This is a genomic window from Xenorhabdus sp. SGI 60 (genome assembly GCF_056632175.1).
Genome location: NZ_CP196860.1, coordinates 2,021,622 through 2,034,620 on the forward strand (window position 1 = coordinate 2,021,622; position 12,999 = coordinate 2,034,620).

Sequence of the window (12,999 nt, forward strand, 5' to 3'; positions counted from 1 at the left end):
GGGTCATAAAATGGATATAATTTCATTTTGTAGAACTAACTCAGCTCCTTTTCTGGCCATTTCTTCAAACGCTCGCTGGCTATCCTCTTTCTGGATATTAACACCACGGCAGCCATCAACAATGACATAGGTTTCATAACCTAGTGTCAAGGCATCAAGTACGGTAAATTTTACGCAGTAATCAGTGGCGATACCCATGATAAGCAGGCGTTGTATATTTTGCTCTGTTAACCATGCATCCAGGCGGGTTTTACTACTATGGTCATTATCGAAGAATGCACTATAGCTATCTATCTGGGGATTTTCACCTTTGCGGAAAATTTCTTGAATAGCAGATTGTTTTAACAAAGGATGAAACTCTGCACCAAACTCTCCTTGTATACAATGGTTCGGCCACCATACTTGAGGAATGCCATTGAGTTTTCCTAATGTACCTACTTTTTTTCCTGAGTTTTCTGCAAAGCTCATATGGTTAGCAGGGTGCCAATCCTGAGTTGCGATGACCGGGATATTGTTTTCCTGGCATAGCGCAATCACATCATTTGCTGTCTCAATCACTGCGTCGCTATCTTTGACTGCCAGTGCTCCTCCGGTACAAAAGTCATTTTGCAGATCGATAAGTAATAATGCTGTTTTCATCATATTTCTCGATTTACCTATTTGTTATTCATCGGTGTAACTCAATTCTCCCCGCAGATTTTGTTGCATCAAGTAGCGGATCTCTTCAGGGGGATAAGATTGACTCAATAAATAGTGCAATTTTGTTAAAGCAGCCTCGAAAGTCATGTCATAACCGCTGATAACACCTGATGCCGCCAGAGAATGACCCGTCGCATAACCTCCCATGTTGACTCGGCCAGAAATGCATTGTGTCAAATTAACCACAATAATGCCTCGTTCCGTTGCTGTCTTTAACGTTTGCAACAAATCAATGCGTTGTGGAGCATTGCCAACACCGTATGAGCGTAAAATCAATGCTTTGACTGGCTGCATCAGAATATTTTCTACCACCTGACTGGATAATCCCGGATAGATGGTCACGACACCAATTGGTTGCGATTTGATTGGATTTACAACGAATTCGCCTTGACTAACAGGTATAGGGTTTGTTTTGAAAGTGCGAATATTTATCCCGGCTTCCATCAGTGGAGGGCAGTTCGGGGATGAAAAAGCATCGAAGCCATCTGCATGGGCTTTAATTGTTCTATTGCCACGAAATAACTTATTGTTAAAAAACAAGCTGACTTCGTTAATAGGGTAATTTGCTGCGAGATACAGTGCATTCAGGAGATTGGTTTGTCCATCGGAACGCAAGGCTTCCAGAGGAATTTGTGACCCTGTCACAATAATAGGTTTATTCAGGTTTTCGCACAGGAAGGAGAGTGCTGATGCAGTGAAAGCCATGGTATCTGTACCGTGCAGAATAACAAAGCCATCATAGTCATGATAATTCTGATAAATATCATTTGCGATAATGTTCCAGTCGTCAGGACTCATATCAGAAGAATCAATCAAGGGTTGGTGTTCACGGATCGTGAATGTCGGCATTTCTGGACGGTGAAATTCTGGCATTTTAGCGAGTTGTTGTTGTAAATGACCGGAAACGGGAATGTATCCATTGGGGGAATGTTGCATCCCAATAGTACCGCCAGTGTAAACAACATAAATCGATCTCTTCTGCATGGTAACACCTCAATAAAAACATTTAGCCGGATTATAGGGAGTATCAAGAATAAAAAAAGCCTGATGGTGAAATCAGGCTTTAAATTTGTTGGAAACTTAGTCAATTATTTTAACGAATATCGACACAATTCAGACAGAATGTGTAGATATTCTGTGGATCTTTCATATTGTTATAAAATGTAGCTTGTTTTTTCACATCTTGAGCGACTTCGGCAAATGGAGCCGGCAACATTGACTGCAAAGTATTTGGCAATAGTGCTTGTGCTGATGAAGTCATTCCCCACATGAATTTTTCCGAGAATGAAAGTTCAGGTTGCATCCAGTCCAGTGATACATCTTTGATCTTTGCCAGTTCAGCGGCTTTTTTAACGGCGTCATCAAAATCACCCAGCTGATCGACCAAACCATGCTTTTTGGCATCAATGCCACTCCAAACACGCCCCTGAGCGACGTTATTGATTTCGTCCAAGGATTTATTACGAGAGTTTGCAACTAGTCCGATAAACTTACTGTAACCATTTTCAATAGCGAGCTGCATGACATCTGAGAATGTCTGATTGATACCTTTAGTTGCAGAAATATCGGCTAATGGTGTTGTTGAAACCCCATCAGTATTCACACCAACGTAATTGAGACTCTTTTCAAAGGTTTGAATGACACCAAAAACACCTATCGAGCCTGTTAAGGTACTCGGATCAGCAATAATGTAGTTAGCAGGGGTTGATATCCAGTAACCGCCTGAAGCAGTCAATCCACCCATTGAAACGACGATGGGTTTCGCATTTCCGGTTTTGTCATCTCGGATTGCGGCTAACTCATTGCGAATAATTTCAGACGCACCGATACTGCCACCTGGGCTGTTTACTCGTAATACAATCGCTTTGATATTGGGGTTATGGTGTGCTTCGCGCAGTTGTTCAACAAGGGTGTCGCTGCCAACGATACCCGGTGATTGTTTGCCGTCTAAAATTGCCCCTTCAGCAACAATAACAGCAATGTTGCCTTTATTATTTGAGTTCTGTATTGGTTTTTGGTCAATGTAGTCATAGATACTGATGTAATTGAAATGTTTTTGTTCTTTATTCCAACCAAATTTTTCCTGCATTTTCTTTTCAACGACACTGCGTGGCTCAATATAGTCCACCAGTTTGTTTTGGTACGCATACAGTGAAGCATCTCCGCCTGCTTTACGGAATTTCTCGATAAAGTTTGCTGTGCCAGGGAAGACCTGATCAGCAGGGATATGCCGGTTAACTGCGATGGTATTTAAATAATCGTTCCACAGTTCGTTGAGCCAGAGGCTGTCAGATGCACGAGCTTCTTTTGACATATCGTCACGTAACATGGGTTCGACGGCTGATTTATAAGTACCTACACGGAAAATATGGGTAGACACTTTCAGTGTATCTAACAATGACTTGTAATATAACTGGTTGGTGGAGAAACCATGGATATCAACAGAGCCTAATGGAGAGAGAGAGATTTTATTGGCATAGCTGGCTAAATAATATTGTGATTGGCTATAAGAATCGCCAATCGCAAAAACAGGTTTGCCCGCCGCTTTAAATTCGTTGATGGCCTTGCCAAGATATCTCATAGAGGTCTGGTTTGTACCGATAAAATCATCCAGCTTTAATACCATGCCAGTAATTTTGGGATCGTTTTTTGCGCGGCGAATGCTGTCAACAATGTCAAACACGGAGGTTTCTTTGTAATTGCTATTGGATGGCCCAAAAAGATCTTTGGCGAATTGTTCAAATGGACTGCGATCAGTTACGCGATCAAGAACAATACCAGATAAGTTAACATACAACGCCCCGTGATAGTTATCGCCAAGTTTGGATTGTTGTTGGTAAACGATGACGCCAACAACGACAACAACAACCAACAGAATAAAAATAAGATTGAAAATAAATTGGCGAACAAAATTTAGGAGCTTCCAGCTCCATTTAAATAATACTGCCGTGAAGTGCCATAATTTGCGCATATTATCTCCGGTTAGGGTATCAAATGGGGTTATCCTAATCATCCTGCTTGAAAATGTCAGCTGGAAATCAGTTATTGATTGAAAAAACAGTTTATGTGCTTTCATTCATTAACGAATAAACAGAGAATGTTGGTTTGAGACAGATTATCTTACTTTAGGAGAAAATAATGAATGCTTTGGAACTTTTGTTAAACCGTCGTTCAGTTTCACGTTTAACAACCCCCGCACCAAAAGGTAATGAATTACAACATATTTTAGCCGCAGGGATGAGAGCGCCTGACCATGGGGCTTTGCGTCCTTGGCATTTTATTGTAATGGAAGGGGAAGGTATAGATAAATTCAGTAATCTCCTTGAAAAAGCGGCAATTGAGGGCGGAATGGGCAAGGAAGTTGAGGAGAAAGCAAAAAATGCCCCTTACCGGGCACCAATGATTATTACCGTTATCGCCAAGGTCGTTGAACATGCAAAAGTTCCGGCATGGGAACAAGTCGTTGCTGCGGGGTGTGCCGTTCACGCAATGCAAATGGCCGCAGTCACCCAAGGTTTTGGCGGTATATGGCGTTCAGGCTCATGGACAGAAGATCCCATTGTCAGAGCGGGCTTGGGATGTGAGGAAAATGACAAGATTGTTGGCTTCCTTTACTTAGGAACCCCAGAACTCAGGGCACCTGCAAAAGTCGCCACACCAGATTTGACAAATTTTGTCAGTTATTTCTAATTTGTCAGTAACTTCTTAACTGGATCGACTAATGTCAACTGAAATCCGTCTGACTCAATACAGCCATGATGCCGGATGTGGCTGCAAAATTTCGCTTAAAGTGCTGGAAACTATTTTGCACAGTGAACAGACTAAGTTTTTTGATCCTAATCTTTTGGTAGGCAATGAAACCCATGATGATGCAGCTGTGTATGATATTGGTAACGGTACAGGCATCATTAATACTACGGATTTCTTTATGCCTATTGTTGATGACCCGTTTGATTTTGGTCGTATTGCGGCGACTAATGCCATTAGCGATATTTACGCGATGAGGAGGGAAACCCATCATGGCAATTGCGATTTTGGGTTGGCCGATTAATAAGCTGGCCCCAGGTATCGCACAAAATGTCATTGAGGGAGGCCGGGCTGTTTGTCAGGAACGGGTATTTCCCTGGCTGGAGGGCATTCTATTGATGCTCCTGAGCCCATATTCGGCTTGGCAGTGACGGACATTATCAATATTGAACATGTAAAGCGTAATAATCAGGCAAAAGCGGGAAGTCTCTGTTCCTGACTAAACCTTTGGGCGTTGGTGTATTAACGACGGCCGAAAAGAAAGGATTGCTTTAACGGTAAACACCAAGGTATTGCGAAAGAAACGATGTGCCAGTTGAATAAAGCGGGGACAGATTTTGCAGGAATTGAGGGGGTTACAGCTATGACGGATGTAACAGGCTTCGGTCTGTTAGGGCATTTGAATGAAAGTTGTGAAGATTCTGGCGTTCAGGCGAAGGTCAAATTTTCACAAATTCCGAGATTGCCAGATGTTGATGTTTATATTGAAAAAGGTTGTGTACCTGGAGGCACGGGACGCAACTTTGACAGCTATGGGCACTTAATTGGAAAGATGACTCCCCGTCAACGTTATCTCCTGTGTGACCCACAAACTTCGGGTGGTTTATTGCTGGCAATTTTGCCGGATGCCGTGGAAGAGGCGAAAGCCGTTGCACGAAGCCACGACATTGATTTTTTTGCTATTGGTGAACTGACTGAGCCAGGCTCAGGTGGAACACTCATTGAAGTTTTTGAATAATTCCATGCGTCTTTTTATTGCAGAAAAACCCAGCCTCGCGAGAGCCATCGCGGATGTTTTACCGAAGCCTCATCGACGTGGAGATGGGTTTATCGAATGTGGTGATAACCAGTTTGTGACTTGGTGTGTTGGTCATCTATTGGAACAGGCCGAACCCGATGCTTACGATAGCCGTTACGCTCGTTGGGTATTGGCTGATTTACCGATCATTCCTGAAAAATGGCAACTAAAGCCACGGGCAGCCGTGGCCAAACAGCTCAACACTATTAAATCCCTGCTGGGAAGAGCGACCGAAATAATCCATGCAGGTGACCCTGATCGTGAAGGTCAATTGCTGGTGGATGAAGTGCTGGATTTTTTAGATCTGGATACCGAGAGAAAATACAATGTCCAGCGATGCCTGATTAATGACCTGAATCATCAGGCGGTCGCAAAAGCGATTGAACGGCTAAGGAGCAATCGGGAGTTTATCCCCTTATGTGTTTCTGCACTCGCCAGAGCCAGAGCCAGAGCGGATTGGCTTTATGGTATCAATATGACCCGTGCTTATACCTTATTAGGCAAAAGTGCAGGTTATCAAGGGGTATTATCGGTTGGGCGGGTCCAAACTCCTGTTTTAGGTTTGGTTGTGCGCCGTGATGAAGAGATAGAAAATTTTGTGCCGAAAAACTTCTTTGAAGTCAAAGCACATGTTGTTACACCTAATGAAGAGCGATTTACCGCTTTATGGCAACCTAGTGAATCTTGCATTGATTTTCAGGATGAAGAAGGGAGAATTATTCATCGGCCGTTAGCTGAACATGTTGTTGCGCGTATTGCCGGACAACCCGCCTATGTCTCTTCCTATCAGGATAAGCGTGAATCTGAAACAGCACCATTGCCTTTTTCTCTTTCATCCTTACAGATTGAAGCGGCCAAGCGTTTTGGCTTGAGTGCTCAGGATGTACTTGACATTTGTCAGCGGCTTTATGAAACCCATAAATTGATCACTTATCCGCGCTCTGATTGTCGTTACCTGCCGGAAGAACATTTTGTTGGGCGTCATACGGTCCTGAATGCCATTTCGGTTCATGCTACCCATTTACTTCCGCAGGATGCTTTAGATATAGGACAAAAGAACCGCTGTTGGGATGATAAGAAGGTTGATGCTCACCATGCCATTATTCCTACTGCACGCAGTAGCCAAGTCAATTTAACCGAAAATGAAAGCCATATTTATAGCTTGATTGCGCGACAATATCTGATGCAGTTTTTTCCTGATGCGGTATTTCGGAAATGTACGATTGAACTTGATATTGCAGGTGGAAAATTTATTGCCAAGGCACGTTTTCTGGCAGAAGCGGGTTGGAGGACTCTGCTTGGCAACAAGGAACGGAATGAAGAGAATGAAGGCACGCCATTACCTGTTGTTGCTAAAGGAGATGAGTTATTGTGTGAGAAAGGCGAAGTGGTGGAAAGACAGACACAACCTCCGCGGCCTTTCACTGATGCAACATTATTGTCTGCAATGACTGGCATAGCTCGGTTTGTGCAGGATAAAGCTTTGAAAAAGGTGCTTCGTGCCACTGATGGCTTGGGTACGGAAGCGACCCGAGCAGGGATCATTGAGCTGCTATTCAAACGGGATTTCCTGTACAAAAAAGGGCGTTATATTCACGCGACTCCGGCTGGCAGGGCTTTAATTCATGTATTGCCGGACATGGCGGTATTGCCAGATATGACTGCACATTGGGAATCTCGGTTGACGCAAATCAGCGAAAAGCAATTCCGTTATCAGGATTTTATGTTCCCCCTTCAGGAAACATTGCAGCAGTTGATTTGGCAGGCAAAACAACATCGTAATTTGACGGCTTTTAGGGACTTGCCTCCTGTTCCCGTTAATGCCAAAAAAGGGAAAGGAAAGCAGGTAAAATCCAGCAAGAGCAGGGCAAAGAAAGATCAAGCCAATCAGGGATGATTCCGAAATGCTGACACAGCACCATAATGGGTGGTGCTGTGTTTCATGGCCGCAGTTTATATCTTAAACTGAGTCCAAACAGGGGCATGATCGGATGGTTTTTCCATGCTGCGGATAGCATAATCGATACCAGAAGAGATACATCTTTCTGCCAACGGATGGCTGGCAAGCAGCAAATCAATGCGCAGCCCACGATTATCATCAAAACCTTTTGAGCGATAGTCGAACCAAGAAAACTGGTCATTGACTTCGGGGCTTAGTGCTCGGAATGTATCGATGAGTCCCCAATTTTTCAAGCGTTCCATCCATTCACGCTCTTCTGGCAAGAAAGAACATTTTCCCGTCTTTAACCAGCGTTTCTGGTTGTTTTCTCCGATGCCAATATCGAGATCTGTTGGACTGATATTCATGTCTCCCATAATCAGAATGTGTGACTCTGGAGAATGGTTAGTTTCCAGGTAAGACAGTAGATCCTGATAAAACTTTTCTTTTGCAGGAAATTTAATCGGATGATCACGACTCTCCCCTTGAGGAAAATAGCCATTGATTACCGTTAATAAACCAAGAGGTGTCTCGATATCGGCCATAATAATGCGGCGTTGTGCATCATCGCCATCAGTAGGAAAACCTTTACGGATATCTACGGGTTGTTGGCGAGTCAACAGGGCGACACCGTAGTGCGATTTTTGACCATGATAAAAGACGTGATAACCCAGCTTACTGACTTCTTCCAGAGGAAACATTTCATCATGGACTTTTATTTCTTGTAATCCGATAACATCAGGTTGGTGTTGTTCAACAATGGCAGCGAGTTGATGATGACGTGCTCTTAACCCATTAATATTGAATGATATAAATTTCATATTGTTATAATCACCTATGGAATATTCTTATTCTTAATATTAACAGATACAAATAAGGATGTAACTATTTATTAAATAATAAATTTCACCTGATTATCTTGATAATTCGCTATTTTACTCATATATGTAATACTATACTGAATATAATGCTCTCGTTACCCCAAATTTAAAGTGTCGAATCGATTTTTAAATAATAAAAAGACACAAAATAAATAAATAGTAAATTAATGAATTTATAATAATTCACTAATTGTTATATGTTATATTCAACATTTGATATTATAATTTCCCGTGAGGGTTTTTTTATTGAAATTTATTTTATGTTGTGTGTTACAAAAATTAATTAATGAAAAAGTAGAAGAATTAATCAATCTCTGATAGAAATTTGAACTTGTAGGCCATGGTTATATTTATTAATGGCTTACAATCACGGTGGAATATTCATCATGATATAGATGAATAATATAGTTCATCTAAACCGCATTATTGCATCAGGGACTGGCATTTTATATAAATGCCATTTGAAAAATACTTATTTTTATTGTACAAAATTATACCTTCATAATATCAAGTTTGATTTAGCGGTTACCTGATGAGAAGGCCATTTCAAGGAAATTATTTTAGCCACAAGTTACATAGGAACGGTGAATTATGTTTTTTTCTCGTAAATTAGAAGCATTCATGGCGGTGGTGGAAATGGGTTCTTTAAGCAAAGCGGCAAGAGTGATGAACCGTACGACTCCCCCAGTCGCTAAATCAATTAAAGACTTTGAAGCGACGTTAGGAAAGCGCTTATTCAAAAGGGAGAAGTTTGGGATGATTCTGACCAAAGACGGAGTGGAGTTATATAATGACTTAAAAGAGCTCTATTTGAAAGAGAAAGAAATTACAAAGAAACACATTAGCGGGAGTATTTGTAATGTTGTAAATATATACCATGATTGGGGTAAGAAAAAGCATCTGATTTCGCTTTATAAAGCAGCGGACAGAAATAATGCTCAAGTGAATATATTACGCTTCAGTTATGATAACATTGATGAAATAGTTGACTATGAGGGCAACACAATAATTTTAAGTTCAGAAAAAATACTTAGTGATCGATTCAGTCTGGTAAGGAAAATTGATGGCCCAAATTTGGGGATCTGCTGCCGTAAAGAGTTATTGGATGAAGTCAATGGGGACTTTACGCAATTGCTGAGAAAGAGAACGTGGTTATGTGATCCAGTACTCTATAAAGGCAATTTGATAAAGAATTTGGAAGAGGAAATGATAAAAAACGGAGAAAAAGTTAATATTCGACAGATGGATAATATAGAATGCTGTCTCAATTTTATTCAGTCAACCGATTATATTTTTATTACAGATTCCCACTCCGGTGCATTGGAAGAGGGAGAAAGCCTAGGCTTCATTCCTATATCACGGCCTGATGCAATTAATCAGTGTTATGTCTACAAATCAAAATCTCATTCAAGCGTGTTAAATCGTTTCATCGACTCCGTCAGTGATATGGAGTAACTGACTGCATGAGCGGAGTTTCTCAGCTCCGCTATGGGTGTTTTCCTAAATGCATTAAAAGAGCTTAGAATAGATTTTTGATGATGGTGAGGAAGGATGATGTGTCATTTCGTTCCTCACCTTTGGCTTATATAGGTATTACACATCTCGACATTTCATCTTGTTTTTCCTTGCCCATAGCCATTCTGTGGTATTCCAATTGAATGTTAGCTTGAACGTATTAACATTTTCCAAATCGATACATTCTGTGAGCCAGTAAGCTATAATCTACTGTGTAGTAAGGATAAGTCTGTTTTTTTGATTTTATGTAATGAAATGCGAGTTCTTGATGGTGGTGGGGGAAGGATTCGAACCTTCGAAGTCTGTGACGGCAGATTTACAGTCTGCTCCCTTTGGCCGCTCGGGAACCCCACCAGATTTTTGAATTGAATGCTGTTGTTAGCAGCGAGCGGCATAATATCAGATAAACCGCCGCTGTAAAGCAGATAATTGAAAATAAAGTATCGTGCGCTTGTTTTTTGATCCAGATGCTCATATTGCAACCTGCTGGGTAATAAGGTTGCATTTTGTCCAATCAGCTATAGGCACAATACTTTATTGTTTATTAAAAAGATAACATGGTTTATTAAAGAATGACGGTACGGTTGCCATATACAAAAACACGCTGGGAAAATACCCAATGTAATGCTTGGCTCAATACATTCTTTTCAACATCCCGTCCTGCACGCATCATCTCCTCAGCGGTATAGGTGTGATCCACATTTATCACATCTTGGGTGATAATCGGCCCTTCATCCAAATTGTCATTTACATAATGAGCCGTCGCACCAATAATTTTCACACCACGCTCATAAGCCTGATGGTAAGGGCGAGCGCCGATAAATGCGGGCAAGAATGAATGGTGAATGTTGATTATTTGATTTGGGTAATATTGAACAAATGCTGGTGTTAAGACTCGCATATACTTGGCAAGCACAACATAATCCGGCTTATATTGATCAATTTGAGCCATCAATGCTTCGTCATGTTGTTCACGGGTTAGACCCTCATGACTGATGTAATGGAACGGAATATCAAACTGCTCAATCAATTTTTGCAAAGTAGTATGATTGCCGATGACAGCAGCAATTTCGACATCCAGTCCACCATAGACACTTTTGACTAAAATGTCGCCAATGCAATGCGCTTCTTTTGTCACCATGATAACGATACGACGTCGGCCTGCTGTATTTAATTCACGGTTTGAACCCACAGGTAGAGCATCATCCAAATCGGCCAGAAGAGTTTCGTCATTAAAAATACCCTCCAGTTCGGTACGCATAAAAAATCGTCCAGTACGATGATCAACAAACTCATTATTTTGAACGATGTTTAATTGATGTTTGTAACAAATGTTTGTGATTTTAGCGATCAATCCTTTGGAATCAGGACAAATCGTACGCAAGATTTTTTTTTGCACGTTTGCGTTTTGCATGGATTACGAGAACCTCAAATATTCTTCACTGTGTGAGTTGTTGTGTTTGATATTTAGATGCTGATTTAACCACAGCATTTCTTATATTTTTTGCCTGAACTACATGGGCAAGGGCTATTTCGGCCTATTTCAGGGCGAATGCCATCTATATAAAACCAACGTTGATCAATGCGCAAAAAACGTGAGCGCTCATGAATCAATTGCTTATCTTGCTTTCCTTGTTCAATAAAGCAAGCTGAAAATTCAACATAAGCTTCGTTATTATGTTTCCCCTGATTAGTATCGAGGACATTTAATCCCAGCCATTGTACACCGGCAAAACTTTGTTCTATTTCTGTACGCCAATTTTCAGCCTGGCAATCTGGGTGCCAGGTCGCGATGAGATAGTCTGCATTTTGTGTAACGTAAGCACTATATCTGGAACGCATCAGGGATTCAGCATTTGGGGCAGGGTGATGGTTTTCAAGATAGGGGCTACAGCAAAAGTCGAAAGATGAGCCACTGCCGCAGGGACACATTTTTGTCAAAATAACTCCAGTTATTTAAAGTGATTGCAGATTATCGTTAATTGTAAGGTAAATTAGTATTTGTTGAATAGGATTAAATGCCAGTGCACTGTATATCTGGTCGAATTAACTGGTGTATACTCGTGCGCGTTATTTTTTGCGAGTGCAATTTTCCTCACACATACGATTTTTTTTGAGAGTTAATGCTATTGTTTAAACTGTAAAGGAGTTTTTCAGTGAAAACATATCAGTGAAAACATAGCAGTAGGAGACGATGTAATGTCAGTAATAAATAGAAAGGTCAAAAAAGCGGTTATACCTGTTGCTGGTTTAGGAACCCGGATGTTGCCAGCCACCAAAGCCATCCCAAAAGAAATGCTCCCCTTGGTGGATAAACCACTTATTCAGTATGTGGTCAATGAATGTATCAAAGCAGGTATTAATGAGATCATTCTGGTCACACATTCATCCAAGAACTCGATAGAAAACCATTTTGATACCAGCTTTGAATTGGAAGCGATTCTTGAGAAAAGAGTTAAGCGCCAGTTATTGGACGAGATACAATCTATCTGTCCAAATCATGTGACCATCATGCAAACCCGTCAAGGAATAGCAAAAGGATTGGGACATGCCGTGTTATGTGCTAAACCCCTTATTGGTGATGAGCCGTTCGCTGTTGTTCTGCCTGATGTTATTTTGGATGAATACAGTACCGACCTTTCAAAATATAATTTGAGCGAAATGTTATTACGCTTCAACAGCAGTGGTGCAAGCCAAATTCTGGTTGAACCTGTCCCTGTAGAAAGTGTTGCGGATTATGGCATTGTTGATTGCCTGGGTGAAAATTTACAGCCTGGGGATAGCAAACCTATTGCCCGTGTTGTTGAAAAGCCAAAACCGGAAGAAGCACCATCGAATCTTTCCATTGTTGGTCGTTATGTATTATCCGAAAAAATCTGGCCATTATTGGCTAAAACTGCGCCAGGAGCAGGAGATGAAATACAACTGACTGATGCTATCGCCATGCTGATGGAAAAAGAGTCCGTTGAGGCTTATCACTTGCAAGGTCGTAGTCATGATTGTGGTAATAAGCTGGGTTATATGCAGGCATTTGTTGAATATGGCATGAAACATCAAGAATTGGGCAAGTCATTCACGGATTGGATCATGACCTTGCAAAATCAGTTTGAAAAATAATCTACTCGTACTTTAAGGTGTGA

General features: G+C 41.2%; 10 protein-coding genes, 1 tRNA gene and 1 pseudogene. 5 read left to right on the top strand and 7 right to left on the bottom strand.

Annotated features, from left to right (window positions below; translation table 11 throughout):
* Positions 1-3 precede the first annotated feature (3 nt).
* The 3 genes from pncA to sppA all read right to left on the bottom strand — a co-directional run bounded on the left by pncA (position 4) and on the right by sppA (position 3,670).
* Positions 4-639 carry a bifunctional nicotinamidase/pyrazinamidase gene (pncA, locus tag ACSJJG_RS09450; RefSeq protein ID WP_481090416.1) on the bottom strand — a complete coding sequence of 212 codons (636 nt, stop codon included), beginning with the start codon at positions 637-639 and terminating at the stop codon, positions 4-6.
* A 24-nt stretch (positions 640-663) separates the two neighbouring features.
* Positions 664-1,683 (bottom strand): asparaginase, encoded by a 1,020-nt coding sequence (ansA, locus tag ACSJJG_RS09455; RefSeq protein WP_481089195.1) that lies wholly within the window; start codon positions 1,681-1,683, stop codon positions 664-666.
* Between the two features lie 109 nt (positions 1,684-1,792).
* The gene (gene sppA, locus ACSJJG_RS09460) at positions 1,793-3,670 is read right to left on the bottom strand and encodes a signal peptide peptidase SppA (RefSeq protein ID WP_481089196.1); all 1,878 of its coding nucleotides are present in this window, start codon (positions 3,668-3,670) and stop codon (positions 1,793-1,795) included.
* A gap of 167 nt (positions 3,671-3,837) precedes the next feature.
* Between sppA and ACSJJG_RS09465 the strand changes: the two genes are divergently transcribed.
* The 3 genes and pseudogenes from ACSJJG_RS09465 (at position 3,838) to ACSJJG_RS09475 (ending at position 7,421) form a co-directional block, all read left to right on the top strand.
* Complete coding sequence (locus ACSJJG_RS09465) at positions 3,838-4,389, top strand: NAD(P)H nitroreductase (protein WP_481089197.1); 552 nt, start codon at positions 3,838-3,840, stop codon at positions 4,387-4,389.
* A 31-nt stretch (positions 4,390-4,420) separates the two neighbouring features.
* Positions 4,421-5,464, top strand: a pseudogene (gene selD / locus ACSJJG_RS09470) (selenide, water dikinase SelD).
* Between the two features lie 4 nt (positions 5,465-5,468).
* Positions 5,469-7,421: a DNA topoisomerase III gene (locus ACSJJG_RS09475; RefSeq protein ID WP_481089198.1), complete on the top strand. Its 1,953-nt coding sequence runs from the start codon at positions 5,469-5,471 to the stop codon at positions 7,419-7,421.
* Between the two features lie 56 nt (positions 7,422-7,477).
* Here the strand turns inward: ACSJJG_RS09475 and xthA are convergent, their stop codons facing one another.
* Entirely contained in the window at positions 7,478-8,284 is an 807-nt protein-coding gene (xthA, locus tag ACSJJG_RS09480) for an exodeoxyribonuclease III (protein ID WP_481089199.1), read from the bottom strand.
* A gap of 651 nt (positions 8,285-8,935) precedes the next feature.
* Between xthA and ACSJJG_RS09485 the strand changes: the two genes are divergently transcribed.
* Entirely contained in the window at positions 8,936-9,799 is an 864-nt protein-coding gene (locus ACSJJG_RS09485; protein ID WP_047770987.1) for a helix-turn-helix domain-containing protein, read from the top strand.
* Between the two features lie 329 nt (positions 9,800-10,128).
* Here ACSJJG_RS09485 and ACSJJG_RS09490 read toward each other — a convergent pair.
* From ACSJJG_RS09490 to ACSJJG_RS09500, 3 genes are all read right to left on the bottom strand, one after another.
* Positions 10,129-10,213 (bottom strand) — tRNA-Tyr (locus ACSJJG_RS09490).
* A gap of 211 nt (positions 10,214-10,424) precedes the next feature.
* Positions 10,425-11,273: a formyltetrahydrofolate deformylase gene (purU, locus tag ACSJJG_RS09495; protein WP_481089200.1), complete on the bottom strand. Its 849-nt coding sequence runs from the start codon at positions 11,271-11,273 to the stop codon at positions 10,425-10,427.
* 65 nt (positions 11,274-11,338) lie between these two features.
* On the bottom strand, positions 11,339-11,800 hold the full coding sequence (locus tag ACSJJG_RS09500; protein ID WP_481089201.1) for a YchJ family protein: 462 nt from the start codon (positions 11,798-11,800) through the stop codon (positions 11,339-11,341).
* A 258-nt stretch (positions 11,801-12,058) separates the two neighbouring features.
* Here ACSJJG_RS09500 and galU point away from each other — a divergent pair, with 258 nt between their 5' ends.
* Positions 12,059-12,976, top strand: a complete 918-nt coding sequence (gene galU, locus ACSJJG_RS09505; RefSeq protein ID WP_481089202.1) for a UTP--glucose-1-phosphate uridylyltransferase GalU — start codon at positions 12,059-12,061, stop codon at positions 12,974-12,976.
* The last annotated feature ends 23 nt before the right edge of the window (positions 12,977-12,999 follow it).